Source organism: Pseudomonas sp. BF-B-30, assembly GCF_019956305.1.
Taxonomy (GTDB): domain Bacteria; phylum Pseudomonadota; class Gammaproteobacteria; order Pseudomonadales; family Pseudomonadaceae; genus Aquipseudomonas; species Aquipseudomonas jessenii.
Genome location: NZ_JAHBDG010000077.1, coordinates 51,991 through 65,533 on the forward strand (window position 1 = coordinate 51,991; position 13,543 = coordinate 65,533).

General features: G+C 59.9%; 17 protein-coding genes. 10 read left to right on the forward strand and 7 right to left on the reverse strand.

All coding sequences use genetic code 11. The annotated features are described in order from the left end of the window. Window positions 1–61: 61 nt before the first annotated feature. Window positions 62–1,048 carry an NAD(P)/FAD-dependent oxidoreductase gene (locus tag KGB29_RS26170; RefSeq protein ID WP_057713325.1) on the reverse strand — a complete coding sequence of 329 codons (987 nt, stop codon included), beginning with the start codon at window positions 1,046–1,048 and terminating at the stop codon, window positions 62–64. A gap of 196 nt (window positions 1,049–1,244) precedes the next feature. On the opposite strand from KGB29_RS26170, the gene KGB29_RS26175 reads away from it, so the two are divergent. Both KGB29_RS26175 and hemH read left to right on the forward strand, forming a co-directional pair. Then, window positions 1,245–2,147 carry a TIGR01777 family oxidoreductase gene (locus tag KGB29_RS26175; RefSeq protein ID WP_150814912.1) on the forward strand — a complete coding sequence of 301 codons (903 nt, stop codon included), beginning with the start codon at window positions 1,245–1,247 and terminating at the stop codon, window positions 2,145–2,147. A 13-nt stretch (window positions 2,148–2,160) separates the two neighbouring features. Beyond that, a complete protein-coding gene (gene hemH, locus KGB29_RS26180; protein WP_150814913.1) occupies window positions 2,161–3,183 on the forward strand; it encodes a ferrochelatase in 1,023 nt (340 codons plus the stop codon). A gap of 103 nt (window positions 3,184–3,286) precedes the next feature. On the opposite strand, the gene KGB29_RS26185 is transcribed toward hemH, so the two are convergent. Beyond that, on the reverse strand, window positions 3,287–4,561 hold the full coding sequence (locus KGB29_RS26185) for a uracil-xanthine permease family protein (RefSeq protein ID WP_057713328.1): 1,275 nt from the start codon (window positions 4,559–4,561) through the stop codon (window positions 3,287–3,289). Window positions 4,562–4,563: 2 nt separating this feature from the next. Beyond that, window positions 4,564–5,202 (reverse strand): uracil phosphoribosyltransferase, encoded by a 639-nt coding sequence (gene upp, locus KGB29_RS26190; RefSeq protein ID WP_053159679.1) that lies wholly within the window; start codon window positions 5,200–5,202, stop codon window positions 4,564–4,566. 166 nt (window positions 5,203–5,368) lie between these two features. Here upp and KGB29_RS26195 point away from each other — a divergent pair, with 166 nt between their 5' ends. The 4 genes from KGB29_RS26195 to KGB29_RS26210 all read left to right on the forward strand — a co-directional run bounded on the left by KGB29_RS26195 (window position 5,369) and on the right by KGB29_RS26210 (window position 7,388). Continuing rightward, window positions 5,369–5,926, forward strand: coding sequence for a hypoxanthine-guanine phosphoribosyltransferase (locus KGB29_RS26195; RefSeq protein WP_007981338.1), 558 nt, complete (start codon window positions 5,369–5,371; stop codon window positions 5,924–5,926). 3 nt (window positions 5,927–5,929) lie between these two features. Then, the gene (locus KGB29_RS26200) at window positions 5,930–6,403 is read left to right on the forward strand and encodes a WbuC family cupin fold metalloprotein (RefSeq protein WP_057713329.1); all 474 of its coding nucleotides are present in this window, start codon (window positions 5,930–5,932) and stop codon (window positions 6,401–6,403) included. 148 nt (window positions 6,404–6,551) lie between these two features. Next, window positions 6,552–7,037, forward strand: a complete 486-nt coding sequence (locus KGB29_RS26205; RefSeq protein ID WP_150814914.1) for a hypothetical protein — start codon at window positions 6,552–6,554, stop codon at window positions 7,035–7,037. A 63-nt stretch (window positions 7,038–7,100) separates the two neighbouring features. Further along, complete coding sequence (locus tag KGB29_RS26210; protein ID WP_015096805.1) at window positions 7,101–7,388, forward strand: PA4642 family protein; 288 nt, start codon at window positions 7,101–7,103, stop codon at window positions 7,386–7,388. Between the two features lie 65 nt (window positions 7,389–7,453). Here the strand turns inward: KGB29_RS26210 and mqo are convergent, their stop codons facing one another. After that, window positions 7,454–8,962, reverse strand: coding sequence for a malate dehydrogenase (quinone) (gene mqo, locus KGB29_RS26215; protein WP_057713331.1), 1,509 nt, complete (start codon window positions 8,960–8,962; stop codon window positions 7,454–7,456). Window positions 8,963–9,701: 739 nt separating this feature from the next. After that, window positions 9,702–9,941 (reverse strand): hypothetical protein, encoded by a 240-nt coding sequence (locus KGB29_RS26220; RefSeq protein WP_057713332.1) that lies wholly within the window; start codon window positions 9,939–9,941, stop codon window positions 9,702–9,704. A gap of 204 nt (window positions 9,942–10,145) precedes the next feature. Between KGB29_RS26220 and KGB29_RS26225 the strand changes: the two genes are divergently transcribed. Then, window positions 10,146–10,730, forward strand: a complete 585-nt coding sequence (locus tag KGB29_RS26225) for a YajG family lipoprotein (RefSeq protein ID WP_007973847.1) — start codon at window positions 10,146–10,148, stop codon at window positions 10,728–10,730. Window positions 10,731–10,924: 194 nt separating this feature from the next. Here KGB29_RS26225 and KGB29_RS26230 read toward each other — a convergent pair whose 3' ends face one another. Beyond that, window positions 10,925–11,131: a hypothetical protein gene (locus tag KGB29_RS26230; RefSeq protein ID WP_033052291.1), complete on the reverse strand. Its 207-nt coding sequence runs from the start codon at window positions 11,129–11,131 to the stop codon at window positions 10,925–10,927. A 190-nt stretch (window positions 11,132–11,321) separates the two neighbouring features. Between KGB29_RS26230 and KGB29_RS26235 the strand changes: the two genes are divergently transcribed. After that, window positions 11,322–11,600 carry a hypothetical protein gene (locus KGB29_RS26235; protein WP_057713334.1) on the forward strand — a complete coding sequence of 93 codons (279 nt, stop codon included), beginning with the start codon at window positions 11,322–11,324 and terminating at the stop codon, window positions 11,598–11,600. A 173-nt stretch (window positions 11,601–11,773) separates the two neighbouring features. On the opposite strand, the gene KGB29_RS26240 is transcribed toward KGB29_RS26235, so the two are convergent. After that, window positions 11,774–12,940 (reverse strand): 1-acyl-sn-glycerol-3-phosphate acyltransferase, encoded by a 1,167-nt coding sequence (locus KGB29_RS26240; protein ID WP_150815209.1) that lies wholly within the window; start codon window positions 12,938–12,940, stop codon window positions 11,774–11,776. 139 nt (window positions 12,941–13,079) lie between these two features. Between KGB29_RS26240 and KGB29_RS26245 the strand changes: the two genes are divergently transcribed. Next, on the forward strand, window positions 13,080–13,262 hold the full coding sequence (locus KGB29_RS26245) for a CPXCG motif-containing cysteine-rich protein (RefSeq protein ID WP_108214886.1): 183 nt from the start codon (window positions 13,080–13,082) through the stop codon (window positions 13,260–13,262). Window positions 13,263–13,271: 9 nt separating this feature from the next. After that, complete coding sequence (locus KGB29_RS26250; RefSeq protein ID WP_057713336.1) at window positions 13,272–13,532, forward strand: putative signal transducing protein; 261 nt, start codon at window positions 13,272–13,274, stop codon at window positions 13,530–13,532. The last annotated feature ends 11 nt before the right edge of the window (window positions 13,533–13,543 follow it).

Genomic DNA, 13,543 nt, shown 5'->3' on the forward strand with positions numbered 1-13,543 from the left:
TATAGGTTTTTGACGGGCTGCTGTCAGGGCGACAGCAGCGATTTGCTCGGGTTGATGCTCTTTACTGCAGGTGCTCATGCAAGCGGCGGGCGGCCTCCTGACCGCTGAGCCAGGCCCCTTCGACGCGTCCGGACAGGCACCAGTCGCCACAGGCGTACAGCCCCAGGTCGGCATCGGCCAGGGTGCCCCATTCGTGACTGCTGGCGGGGCGGGCGTAGAGCCAGCGGTGGGCGAGGCTGAAGCTCGGCGCGGGCATTGAATCGTGCAGCAGTTCGGCAAATGCGCCGTGCAACTGTTCGATCACCGCTTCCTTGGACAGGTCGATGTGCTGGCGACTCCAGGCGCTGGTGGCATGCAAGACCCAGGTGTCGAGGGTGTTGTCGCGTCCGGGTTTACTGCGGTTTCGGGCCAGCCAGTCGAGGGGGCTGTCCTGTACGAAGCAGCCTTCCATGGGCGTTTCCAGCGGCGTTTCGAAGGCCAGGGCGATGGCCCAGGTCGGGTCCATTTTCACCCCGGCGGCGGCCCCGGCGAGTTTCGGCGCAGATGCCAGCAGAGCCGTGGCCTGTGGGGCCGGCGTGGCGATGACCACATGGCTGAACGGTCCGTGGGTGAAGCCTTCGGCGTCCTGCAGGTGCCAGTGTTCTTCACCGCGATAGACCTCGGTGATCCGGCAGGCGAAATGCACTTCGAGGTCACCGAGCAGGGCGCGGGTGATGGCGCTCATGCGAGGCGTGCCGACCCAGCGGGTCTGCTCGTCCGGCGACAGGTTGAGTTGGCCGCCATGGTAGGTGTACAGCTGCGGCGTCCACTCGGCGACCCAGCCCTTGGCTTGCCAGCGCTGGACTTCGTTGACAAAACGCCGGTCGCGGGCAGTGAAATACTGCGCGCCCATGTCCAGAGCACCCGCATCGCTGCGCTTGCTCGACATGCGCCCGCCGCTGCCGCGACTTTTATCGAACAGTTGGACCACGTGCCCGAGGTCCGTCAGGGCCTGGGCGGCGGAGAGTCCGGCAATGCCGGTGCCGATGATTGCGATAGGTACAGTCATAGGGGCCTCGTTTACCTTTCTGTACAGACTACGCCGGGGTTCAAACCTGTACAATATTGTTTTTTGGTATAACTTTTAGCGTTCTCGATCTGACAGCTTGGCCTATTGTTAAACATAGAGCCTGCTCGATACCAAAGATCCCTGCTTATAAAAATAGACTAATGGACAAGGTAAAACGCCACGCGAGGAAGAAGTCATGCACATATTGCTGACCGGCGGTACTGGTTTGATAGGACGTCAGCTTTGCCGGCACTGGTCGGGTCAGGGATATCGCCTGACGGTCTGGAGTCGCCAACCTGAAAATGTCGCGAAAATATGTGGTGCCCAAGTGCGTGGAGTTGCACGGCTGGAGGATCTGGGGCAAGAACCTGTCGATGCGATTATCAATCTTGCCGGGGCACCGATTGCCGACCGACTCTGGACGCACAAACGCAAAGCCCTGTTGTGGAGTAGCCGCATCACGCTGACCGAAACCCTTCTGGCCTGGCTTGAAAGCCGCGCACAGAAACCGCAGGTGCTGATCTCCGGTTCTGCAATCGGTTGGTATGGCGATGGTGGCGAACGTGAGTTGACCGAAGAGTCGCCACCGGTCATCGATGATTTTGCCAGTCAGTTATGTGTCGCCTGGGAAGAGACCGCACAGCGAGCTGAGGTGCTGGGCATTCGCGTCATCTTTATTCGAACCGGGTTGGTGCTGTCGGCAGAGGGCGGCTTTTTGTCGCGGCTGTTACTGCCGTTCAAACTGGGCCTGGGAGGGCCGATCGGCAACGGCCGGCAGTGGATGCCGTGGATTCATATCGACGATCAAATCGCCCTGATTGATTTTCTTCTGCATCGCAACGAGGCCAGCGGTCCCTATAATGCGTGCGCGCCCGAACCCGTGCGTAATCGCGAGTTTGCCAAAACACTGGGTAGCGTGCTGCATCGCCCGGCGTTCATGCCGATGCCGACCCTTGCCTTGAAAGTAGGCCTGGGCGAATTGTCTTCGTTGTTGCTGGGCGGCCAGCGCGCGACTCCAGTGCGTTTGTTACAGGCTGGTTTCACTTTTAAGTTCACGGATTTGCGCGCGGCTTTGGACGATCTGTCCAGTCGCCTTTGAAATAGGACGTTGCATGACCGATCACGCGTTGCTTCTGGTCAACCTGGGTTCACCTGCCTCCACCTCGGTGGCGGATGTGCGCAGCTACCTCAATCAATTTCTGATGGACCCGTACGTGATCGACCTGCCATGGCCGGTTCGACGGCTGCTGGTGTCGCTGATCCTGATCAAGCGTCCCGAGCAGTCGGCCCATGCTTATGCCTCGATCTGGTGGGACGAGGGCTCGCCGCTGGTGGTGCTCAGCCGTCGCCTGCAACAAGCGATGACCAGTCAGTGGCAACACGGCCCGGTCGAATTGGCGATGCGTTACGGCGAGCCGTCGATCGAATCGACGCTGGTGCGCCTGGTCGCGGCGGGGCACAAGCGAATCACCCTGGCGCCGCTTTATCCACAGTTCGCCGACAGCACCACGACTACGGTCATAGAAGAGGCCCGGCGCGTGGTACGCGAGAAAAACCTCGACGTGCAGTTGTCGGTACTCCAGCCGTTCTACGACCAACCGGAATACCTCGATGCGCTGGTGGCCACGACCCGGCCGCATTTGCAGCAGGATTTCGATCACTTGCTGATGAGCTTTCATGGCTTGCCGGAACGGCATCTGAAGAAGCTCAACCCCGGTCACAGCTTCGAGGGTGGCGGTGATTGCTGCGCCGGTGCGCCGCCGGAGGTGGTCGCCACCTGTTATCGAGGCCAATGCCTGCGTACGGCGGCAGAGTTTGCCAAGCGCATGGGATTGCCGGAGGGCAAGTGGTCGGTGTCGTTTCAGTCGCGGCTGGGGCGCGCCAAATGGATCGAACCCTACACCGAAGCGCGCCTCGATGAGTTGGCCAAAAGCGGCGTGAAAAAGATTCTGGTGATGTGCCCGGCGTTCGTAGCCGATTGCATCGAGACCCTGGAAGAGATCGGTGATCGCGGCAAGGAGCAATTCCGCGCAGCAGGGGGAGAGGATCTGGTGCTGGTGCCGTGCCTCAACGATGACCCGCATTGGGCGCGGGCGTTGAGTGTGTTGTGCGAGCGCGCGCCTCTGGCGCTTTAAAAGCTTCGCGAGCAAGCCCGCTCCCACAGGGTCGGTGATTAACCTGTGGGAGCGGGCTTGCTCGCGAAGTGGGTCTTTCAGTCAGCGAAGAATCCAAGTCTGCTTAGATCAGCGGTTCATTCGCCTTCTTGTGCTTCCAGCTGTCATTGCCCGGCAGGATCAGGTTCAAGCCGATCGCCACCACCGCGCACAGCGCGATACCCTTGAGGCCGAAATCGTCCGGCCCGGTGCCGGTGCCGATCAGCACGCCGCCGATCCCGAACACCAGGGTCACCGAAACAATCACCAGATTGCGCGCCTCGCCCAGATCGATCTTGTGGCGGATCAGCGTATTCATCCCCACCGCCGCAATCGAACCGAACAACAGGCACAGAATCCCGCCCATCACCGGCACCGGAATGCTTTGCAGCAGTGCGCCGAATTTACCGATGAACGCCAGGCTGATGGCGAAGATCGCCGCCCAGGTCATGATTTTCGGGTTGTAGTTCTTGGTCAGCATGACTGCGCCGGTCACTTCGGCGTAGGTGGTGTTGGGCGGGCCGCCGAACAGACCGGCCGCCGTGGTGGCGATGCCGTCGCCGAGCAGGGTGCGGTGCAGGCCGGGCTTCTTCAGGTAATCGCGACCGGTCACGCTACCCACGGCAATCACGCCGCCGATGTGTTCGATGGCCGGGGCCAGGGCCACCGGAACGATGAACAGAATCGCCTGCCAGTTGAATTCCGGTGCGGTGAAGTGCGGGATGGCGAACCACGGTGCCGCCGCAATCTTCGCGGTGTCGACCACTCCGAAGTAGAACGCCATGCCAAAACCCACCAGCACGCCGGAGATGATCGGCACCAGGCGAAAGATGCCCTTGCCGAAAACCGCGACGATCAGTGTGGTCAGCAGTGCGGGCATCGAAATCATCATTGCCGTCTGGTAATGAATCAACTCACTGCCGTCGCCGGCCTTGCCCATGGCCATGTTGGCGGCAATCGGCGCCATGGCCAGGCCGATCGAAATGATCACCGGCCCGATCACCACCGGCGGCAGCAGGCGGTCGATGAAGCCGGTGCCTTTGATCTTCACCGCGAGGCCGAGGAAGGTGTAGACGAAACCTGCCGCCATCACGCCGCCCATGGTCGCGGCCAGGCCGAACTGGCCCTTGGCGAGAATGATCGGGGTGATGAAGGCAAAGCTCGATGCCAGGAACACCGGCACCTGACGCCCGGTGACGATCTGGAACAGGATCGTCCCCAGGCCGGCCGTGAACAGCGCCACGTTCGGGTCGAGACCGGTAATCAGCGGCATCAACACCAGGGCGCCAAAGGCCACGAACAGCATCTGTGCACCCGACAGCACCGTGCGCCAGAGCGGATCGTTGAACTCTTGCTGCATGCTCACGCGTCCTTCTGCTTGGTGCCGAAGATCTTGTCACCGGCATCGCCCAGCCCTGGGATGATGTAGCCGTGTTCGTTCAGTTTTTGATCAATGGAAGCGGTGTAGATGATCACGTCCGGGTGAGCTTTCTCTACGGCGGCGATGCCTTCCGGGGCGGCAACCAGCACCATGGCGCGGATGTCCCGGCAGCCGGCCTTTTTCAGCAGGTCGATGGTGGCAACCATGGAGCTGCCGGTGGCGAGCATCGGGTCGATGATCATCGCCAGGCGTTCGTCGATTTCCGGAACCAGTTTTTCCAGGTAGGTGTGGGCCTGCAGGGTTTCTTCGTTGCGGGCAACGCCCACGGCGCTGACCTTGGCGCCCGGGATCAGGCTGAGCACGCCCTCAAGCATGCCGATGCCGGCGCGCAGGATCGGTACGACGGTTATCTTCTTGCCGGCGATTTTCTCGACCGACACTGTGCCGCACCAGCCTTCGATATCGTAGGATTCCAGCGGCAGGTCTTTGGTGGCTTCATAGGTCAGCAGCGCGCCGACTTCCTGAGCGAGCTCACGGAAATTCTTGGTGCTGATGTCTGCGCGGCGCATAAGGCCAAGTTTATGACGGATCAGCGGGTGGCGGATCTCATGGATGGGCATGGGGAAAGGCTCCGGCGGCGGGCAAAAAAACCGGCCTAGATTAATCTATCCGAGGGTGTTGTCCTATAGACATACAGTACGTTAGTCCACAAACGCTTGATCTGGCCTCGCTTGATGCGTACCTTTGCCCGCTTTTCCTGATTCCGCCACCCCTTTGGAGAGCACCATGTCTGCTGATCTCGAGCATATCCGTCAAATCATGCGAGAGGCTGACTGCCTGTACACCGAAGCTGAAGTCGAGGCGGCCATCGCCCGCGTCGGTGCACAAATCAACGAACAAATGGCCGACAGCAATCCGGTGGTGTTCTGCGTGATGAACGGCGGGCTGATTTTCTCCGGCAAGCTGCTGACCTATCTGCAGTTCCCGCTGGAAGCGTCCTACCTGCACGCCACCCGCTATCGCAACGAAACCAGCGGCGGCGACCTGTTCTGGAAAGCCAAGCCGGAAGTATCCTTCATCGACCGTGATGTGCTGATCATCGACGACATCCTCGATGAGGGGCACACCCTGGGCGCGATCATCGACTTCTGCAAACACGCTGGCGCACGTAAAGTGCACACTGCCGTGCTGATCGACAAAGACCACGACCGCAAGGCCCGTCCGGACCTCAAGGCCGATTTCGTCGGTCTGCCGTGCATCGACCGCTACATCTTCGGTTACGGCATGGACTACAAAGGCTACTGGCGTAACGCCAACGGGATTTTCGCCGTTAAAGGAATGTAAGACATGGATACGCCTCGCTTTCTGGATCAGACCTTGTTCGCCGAGCTGGCCGGGAAAGCCGCGGCCAATCCTCGTGGGCGCCAGCACCACAATTTCCATCAGATGGAAGACGCCTGTCATCGCATGGCGGTGGGGCTGCAGCCGTCCACGTATATCCCGCCTCATCGGCATTTGGGCGACAACAAGGCCGAAACCCTGTTGGTCCTCAAGGGGCGGCTGGGTGTGTTGATCTTTGACGAGGCCGGTGCGGTGTTGAGCAAGACCGTGCTGCAGGCCGGTGGGGACTGTGTTGGCGTGGACCTGCCAACCGGTGTGTTCCACGGTTTGGTGGTGCTGGAGGCCGACAGCCTGATGTTCGAATGTAAGGCCGGTCCTTACCGCCCGGTCGGAGAGGGTGAGCTGGCGCATTGGGCGCCGCGCGAAGGCGAGCCGGGTGTTGCCGAGTATCAGGCCTGGATGCGCGCGCAGTTCGACTGATTGATTTTGCACCCTGTAGGAGCGAGCCGGCTCCGGGCGGCGTTCCGACGATGGACGCAGGAGCGCCGCGGGGTATCAGGCTCCCAGCGTTATCGTTGACGACCATCGCGAGCAAGCTCGCTCCTACACCCGCCCTCCGGAGCCTGTCATGAGCCCTTTGATCCGCAGTTGCGCCGCCCTGTTGCTGACCCTCAGCCTGCCACTGGCCGCCGCGCCGGCGCTCATGCACAGTCAATTCCTGCCGCCGGACGATCTCACGCTGCGTGATGCCGATCCCGAGCAGCAGCAACTGATGCAGGTCACCGATTATTCGGTGGTGGTCGGCGCTCAGCGTCAATCCAATCAACAGCCGATTCCGGTCACTTCGCCGCTGATGATTCGGCTCAAGGGCAAATCCCTGAACAAGGGCGCCACCATCAGTCAGGTGCTGGTCAACTTCGATGGTGAAAGCAAAAGCCTGAAGAAGCCGGTCTACGACGATAAGAGCAAAACCCTGACCCTCTATTACCCGCTCGCTCAATACCGGGTGGTGATCGACTTGTTGCGCAACGACACGGTGTATTGCCAGTTTCTCAGCTACGCCAATGGCCATGTCTGGGCTGATCTGCACACCGGCAGCACTCGTGCGCGTTGAGCCTTGAGCCCGCGCAGGGGTAAACTGCCCGCCCCGTGAAATGTCTGCGAGCTGGAGTCGGCAATGCGTAAAGATAAAAAACAAGTGATTGGTGACGAGATCGGTGATGAGCAGATCAAGTTGTTCCTCGATTTCGAACCGGTCGACGCGACTTCTCCGTCCCTGCACAAACTGGTCAAGGCCTACCGTGGCCTGCGCATCGACGATTTCGAGCGTTTCCTGACGTTCTTCGTCGAAGCGGGTTACGACGTGAATGGCAAGGATGAGCACGGCAATGACTTCGTCGCCCTGATCAAGGATCAGCGCAACGCGCCGGACTACATTGAACTGATTGAAAAAGCTCGCGGCTGAGTAAATTTCAGCCATAAAAAACGCCCCGCTCTCAGTGAGAACGGGGCGTTTTTTATAAGGCCGAATCAAGCGTAGCTTTCGGTCTCGCTGCTGGCTTCAACCAGTTCCAGGGCAACGTTGTTCTGCGTGTTGATCTTGCGATACAGCGCAGCGTCGGTTTCCAGGACCTTTTCCCGGGCCGGGAAAATTTCGGCCAGTTTGGTGGCCCATTCGCCCTTGGCTTTGCCCGGGAAGCATTTTTCGATCAGCTCAAGCATGATCGAAACGGTCACCGAGGCACCTGGCGAAGCGCCGAGCAGTGCCGCCAGGGAACCGTCCTTGGCCGCGACCAGTTCGGTACCGAATTGCAGGACGCCGCCTTTCTTCGGGTCTTTCTTGATGATCTGCACCCGTTGACCGGCCACTTCCAGGCGCCAGTCTTCAGCTTTCGCCTCAGGGTAGAAGCGACGCAGGGACTCCAGGCGCTGCTCCATCGACTGCATCACTTCGCTGACCAGGTACTTGGTCAGGTCCATGTTGTTTTTTGCCACGGACAGCATCGGCCCGATGTTGCCGGCGCGAACCGACATCGGCAGGTCCATGAAGGAGCCGTGCTTGAGGAACTTGGTGGTGAAGCCGGCGTACGGTCCGAACAGCAGGGATTTCTTGCCTTCAACGACGCGGGTGTCCAGGTGCGGCACGGACATTGGTGGCGAACCCACGGCAGCCTGGCTGTAGACCTTGGCCTGGTGGTGCTTGACCACTTCCGGGTTGTCGCAACGCAGCCATTGGCCGCTGATCGGGAAGCCGCCGAAGCCTTTGCTCTCTTCGATGCCCGAGGCCTGCAGCAGCGGCAATGCCGCACCGCCCGCGCCGAGGAAAACGAACTTGGCGTCGACTTCACGGGTGTTGCCGCTGTTGACGTCCTTGATGCTGACAGTCCAGCCGCCGTTGCTGCGCTTGAGGCCGGTCACGCGCTTGCAGTACTTGACCTGGGCATCGGGTGCGCTGGTCAGGTGCTTGAGCAACTGGTTGGTCAGGGCGCCGAAGTTGACGTCGGTGCCATTGATCACGCGGGTCGCGGCGAGGGTTTCGCCAGGATCGCGACCAGGCATCATCAGCGGCATCCACTCGGCCATTTTGGCCTTGTCTTCGGTGTACTCCATGTCGGCGAAGGCGTGGTGCTTGCTCAGCACCTTGAAGCGTTCCTTGAGGAAGGACACGCCGCTGTCGCCCTGCACGAAACTCAGGTGTGGCACCGGGCTGATAAACGATTTGCACGAGCCGAACGTGCCTTTTTTGGTCAGGTACGACCAGAATTGCTTCGACACCTCGAACTGGGTGTTGATGTGCACGGCTTTCTTGATGTCGACGGCGCCATCGGCGGCCTGCGGCGTGTAGTTGAGCTCACACAGCCCGGCGTGACCGGTACCGGCGTTGTTCCACGGGTTGGAACTCTCCGCGGCACCGGAATCCATCAGCTCGACGACTTCCAGCTTGATCGCGGGGTCGAGCTCTTTGAGCAGTACTGCAAGGGTGGCACTCATGATGCCGGCCCCAACCAGTACTACGTCGACTGCTTCGTTATGCGCCATTTAACGCGTCTCCAAAATCTGCAGCACCAAATTGTCGGCATGGCTGCCAGGAGTGACGGGGCGTGTCAGTGTTGCCCCAGGTACCCATGGCAGGATCGCCATGTCCGAATCTTCGCAATTTATCGCAACTTCGACGGACGCTACCTGCCAGGCCTAATGAGCCATATGAACTCATTTCAGCGCGCGGGAGGCAATTCGACTTATGGTCGATACATCCGTTTGTGCAACCAAATCCGTAGCGGACAGGCTTCAGGCTCCGGTGTTCGAGGAATACTCGGTCCTGTGTCGTTGGGCTGTTGTAGACGCTAATGGTGCATGTTCAGACGCAAAACTATTCATTTGCTCGCCACACTCTTGTGAAGTTGTGAAAACCCGTTTTTTTCACGCTCTTTTGAAGACGTGAACCTCAAAAAGGGCTGTCCCAGCCTGGCACCGTGCCCGGATGGATTGCCGCCATGGGATACAGGGCAGGCAAAACGGGCAAACAGCTCAGTGACCGAGCGTAATGACAGCTCTGCAGATTCGCGAAAAGTGGAGGTTTTGCTCAACAAAACAGCAAGCGCGCCAGCTTCACTCGATCTGTGTGGGCGGCTCTCTGTGGGCGGTGCGGGGGTGTCAATACAAGCGCATTGACTATGCTGCGAGGCCCGATCAGGAGACGTCCTTATAATCGGGGGGAGATTGTATCTAAGAAACGCAGGGAAATGGTCGTGTTTAATGACTTTTATTAGGTGTTTGGTCAGGTCGTCATCATTTGCTGTGCACGCGAGCGTGGCCGGTGCTGCTGCGAAACGACGCGGGCACCGGCAGGCAGCGGCTGATTCAGCCAGTTCAGGCGGATCTCTTCGATTTCAACCCAGCCATCGCCCATGGGCTGGAGGCTGCACTGTTTGAAGGCTTGGCAGCGGCCGTTGCGGTCGAGCAGGGCGAAGCAGCGATGCAGTGGACGTGGCGCGAACAGAGAGATCAGATGGCGCATGGCGATATACCGTTTGGGTGTCTGCCGAGAAGATTGCCTGCAGGCCATTACGTGCAAGTGTATGGGGGGTGACATCTGCATGACAGGAACCGCGTTGCCAAGGGCTTGTCAGAGATTTCATCAAACACTGTGAGGTGCTGGTTACCCGCAGTGGCGCACCGCTATACTGCCGGCTTGTTTGTGCCTGATTCTGGAGAGAAGAGCATGTTGCAACGCCTGTTGTTCGGTTTGATCACTGTGACCAGTTTGACCCTGGTTGGCTGCGCCCACAGCCCGCAACAACTGAGCCCGGAACCCAAGCTGACCGCCCAGTTGGCCCCGGTCGGCCATGGCCAGCCCGTCGTGGTGCGTGTAGTGGACGGTCGCCCGTCGCCGACGCTGGGCACCCGTGGTGGTCTGTACCCGGAGACCAGCGCGATCACCGTGCAGGGCGCGCAGATCCTGCCGAAGCTGCAGGCCCAGGCTGAAGCCGCCGTGCGTCTGTTGGGCTTTACCCCGACGAACAACGCCATGAATGCCCCGCAACTGACCGTGACCCTGGCGGAGTTGAAGTACCAGTCACCCAAGGAAGGCATGTACGTGACCGAAGCCACCATCGGCGCGACCTTCCGCTCAGATGTACAGAATGCCAACCGTCGCTACAGCGGCCGTTATGGCTCGTCCCTGGACCAGCGCTTCGGTATGGCGCCGAACCAGGAAACCAACACCAAGCTGGTCAGCGATGTGTTGAGCGATGCGTTGACCCGCCTGTTCAAGGACCCGACCGTGGGTCAGATTCTCGGCGAGTAAGCTTCGCTGGATGCGAAAAAGCCCGGTGCCAGCGATGGTCCCGGGCTTTTTCATGACTGCTGACTTTTTGCGGATGCACACCGACCCATTGTGGGAGCGGGCTTGCTCGCGAAGGCGTAGTGTCAGGCAGCATTGATATTGACTGACACACCGCTTTCGCGAGCAAGCCCGCTCCCACAGGGGGAATGGTGGTGTCAGGCGGCTTGCGAGTAAAAATCCAGCACGCTGACGCCCGTCAGCAAATCCGCCTCCGGCAAATCCGCATGCTGGTGGCCGCCGAGTGCGCAATACACCAGCCAGTGGCGGTCCTGAACGTTGAAGGCGAGGCTGCCGACGAGGGCTTGTTGTTCTTCGCTGGGGGTGATGAGGTAAAGACGATCCTGGTTTTCGGCGTGGAGCATGACGTGATCCGTGTCGGTTTCGAGGCGCGCATGTTCGCCGATACAGATGACGAAGCCGTGACTCAGGACAGCTATTGATCAAAAGCTTCGTTACTTGTCGGAAACAGAGGGCAGGCGCGCAGGCTTTCGGTAGAATCCGCGCCGCGGTCGCCGGTCCGGCACCTGCCACCTGTTTTACTTGAGGTTTGTGATGTCGCTGCACTTGATGACGCTGTTTACCGCCCATCCCGCCAAATTGATCAATCTGCTGGCCTTGTTCTTTGCCTTCCCCGGCGGCTGGTTGCTGCACGCCACCCGTCGTCGCGAACTGCGCGCGATGGCCAGTTTGCAGGCGCAGCGCCAGAGCAGCCCCAGCGTAGAGCCCACGCTGGACTGGGCGACCTTGCGCAAGAACCGGTTTTTCTACATCTTCGGCTTTGCCTGCATGGGGATGGCGCTGCTGGTGTCGTGGATCAGTACGCAGGTCTGAGGCTGAAGTAAATCCTGTGGCGAGGGGGCTTGCCCCCGTTCGGCGGCGAAGCCGTCGTCACCTCGACAGGGACGCTGTGTCAGAGGGAAAACCTTCTTGGGTTTTAGGGCCGCTTCGCAGCCCAACGGGGGCAAGCCCCCTCGCCACAAAAAGCGCCGTCAGGCCGATACCGCTTACAGCGGCAACTCTGCCTTCACCCGGTACTGATTGCGCACCGGCGTCGCATATTGCAGCACCAGGAATGGACGATGCTCTTCAGGGCAGGCGTCCAGGCGGCGTTGCCATTCTTCCTGGGCCTTGGCCAGTTCCTCGGCCGGGAACACTTCGGCGGCTTTCGGCACCTGCAACTGCGGATCGGTGTCCTTCCACTGCGCGTAAGCCAGGTAGTGCACGGGGAACAAGCGGTATCCGCTGAGGATTTGCCGGTCCATCTCGACCGCCAATTGCTTGGTGTCTTCGTACAGTTCGGTGATCGGCGCGGCAAAGTTCACATGCACCCGGCCCTTGTAGCCGGTGATGCCCTTGGCGATGCTCACGTCATCCTCACCTGGCACCTTGGTGTAGCTGCCGGTGGTGGCGCGGATGTAAAGCTCGCGGGCCTTGGCCTGATCGCACGGGTCGTACTCGTAGCTGATCGACACCGGGGTCAGGTTCAGCGACTGAATGACTTCGCCGAACGGCTCGTCCTTGCGGCTCATGTGGAACATCTTGAGGATTGCCGATTCGGTACGGTCGTCACCGTCCTTGGCGCGGCCTTCGGCCTGGGCGATCCAGATCGAGGCGCAATCGTTGCGGATCGAATGATTGATGTACGCCGACAACAGCTGATAAGCCGCCATTTTTTCCCGACGTCCGCTGATCGAGCGGTGCACGATGAAGCTCTTGTTCAGGCGCATCAGGTCGCTGACGAAAGGCTTTTGCAGCAGGTTATCGCCAATGGCGATGCGTGGCGTCGGCAGGCCGGCGTGGTACACGGCATAGTTGACGAAGGCCGGGTCCATCACGATGTCGCGGTGGTTGGCGATGAACAGATAGGCGCTGCCGGACTTGAATTGCTCCACCCCGGTATAGGTGACACCGTCGGTGGCACGCTCAATGGTGTGGTCGACGTAAACCTCGACTTTGTCCTGCAGCGTGGCCACTGAGGTAATGCCGGCAAACTCACGGCGCAGCCGATGGGCTATAAGAGGTTTGAGTGCCCAGCCTAAAGCGCCGGCGAAACGCGGGAAGCGGAAGTGGGTGAGGATATCTAGAAACGCCTTGTCGCCGAGCAGCCGGTCCAGCACCGCTGGGACTTCGCTGTCGTCGTAAGGTCGGATGGCATCGAATTCGCCCATCATGCTCTCTTGTTAGAAACGGCTAGGGTAAGTAAAGGTTTTGATCGAAAACCGGCGGGGTACGGTCTGAAAAAGTAGCCAGACAAAAATAGCCCTGCAAATAGACCGGCGATTATACGCACAAGTCACTTGGGAGACCGCGATGCTGGAAACTGCGCAATATGAATGTCCGTATTGTGGTGAGGAGGTAGAGACTACCGTGGACCTGTCCGGTGGTGATCAGACCTATATTGAAGACTGCCAGGTGTGCTGTCGGCCGATAACCTTCGTGTTGCAGGTTCATGAAGAGGAATGGCATCTCGAAGTGTTCAGCGAAAACGAGTGAGGAGCGTGTATGCAGCGCATCTACGACCCGGAAAACCTGATGGAAGGCGAGTTGCTGCAAGGCATGCTCGCCAGCGAGGGCATCGAGGCGCATCTGGTGGGGCGCGATCTGGTGGGAGCCACCGGTGAGTTGCCGATTTTCGGTTTGCTGGGTTTGGCAGTGGATAACGACCAGGCCGAATACGCCCGCGAGCTGATCACCGCGTACAATGCCGCGCTGCCGCTGTCTGGCGATGAACCGGACAGCTTCCCCGGCACGCTGGTCTGTTAGGCTGGCGTTCG

Coding starts and splice junctions, on each gene's coding strand:
- KGB29_RS26240 (WP_150815209.1), bottom strand. CDS start 12,940: ATGATGGGCGAATTCGATGCCATCCGACCTTACGACGACAGCGAAGTC.
- KGB29_RS26250 (WP_057713336.1), top strand. CDS start 13,272: ATGCAGCGCATCTACGACCCGGAAAACCTGATGGAAGGCGAGTTGCTG.
- hemH (WP_150814913.1), top strand. CDS start 2,161: ATGACCGATCACGCGTTGCTTCTGGTCAACCTGGGTTCACCTGCCTCC.
- upp (WP_053159679.1), bottom strand. CDS start 5,202: ATGCCCATCCATGAGATCCGCCACCCGCTGATCCGTCATAAACTTGGC.
- mqo (WP_057713331.1), bottom strand. CDS start 8,962: ATGGCGCATAACGAAGCAGTCGACGTAGTACTGGTTGGGGCCGGCATC.
- KGB29_RS26210 (WP_015096805.1), top strand. CDS start 7,101: ATGCGTAAAGATAAAAAACAAGTGATTGGTGACGAGATCGGTGATGAG.
- KGB29_RS26220 (WP_057713332.1), bottom strand. CDS start 9,941: ATGCGCCATCTGATCTCTCTGTTCGCGCCACGTCCACTGCATCGCTGC.
- KGB29_RS26175 (WP_150814912.1), top strand. CDS start 1,245: ATGCACATATTGCTGACCGGCGGTACTGGTTTGATAGGACGTCAGCTT.
- KGB29_RS26200 (WP_057713329.1), top strand. CDS start 5,930: ATGGATACGCCTCGCTTTCTGGATCAGACCTTGTTCGCCGAGCTGGCC.
- KGB29_RS26195 (WP_007981338.1), top strand. CDS start 5,369: ATGTCTGCTGATCTCGAGCATATCCGTCAAATCATGCGAGAGGCTGAC.
- KGB29_RS26230 (WP_033052291.1), bottom strand. CDS start 11,131: ATGCTCCACGCCGAAAACCAGGATCGTCTTTACCTCATCACCCCCAGC.
- KGB29_RS26205 (WP_150814914.1), top strand. CDS start 6,552: ATGAGCCCTTTGATCCGCAGTTGCGCCGCCCTGTTGCTGACCCTCAGC.
- KGB29_RS26225 (WP_007973847.1), top strand. CDS start 10,146: ATGTTGCAACGCCTGTTGTTCGGTTTGATCACTGTGACCAGTTTGACC.
- KGB29_RS26185 (WP_057713328.1), bottom strand. CDS start 4,561: ATGCAGCAAGAGTTCAACGATCCGCTCTGGCGCACGGTGCTGTCGGGT.
- KGB29_RS26235 (WP_057713334.1), top strand. CDS start 11,322: ATGTCGCTGCACTTGATGACGCTGTTTACCGCCCATCCCGCCAAATTG.
- KGB29_RS26245 (WP_108214886.1), top strand. CDS start 13,080: ATGCTGGAAACTGCGCAATATGAATGTCCGTATTGTGGTGAGGAGGTA.
- KGB29_RS26170 (WP_057713325.1), bottom strand. CDS start 1,048: ATGACTGTACCTATCGCAATCATCGGCACCGGCATTGCCGGACTCTCC.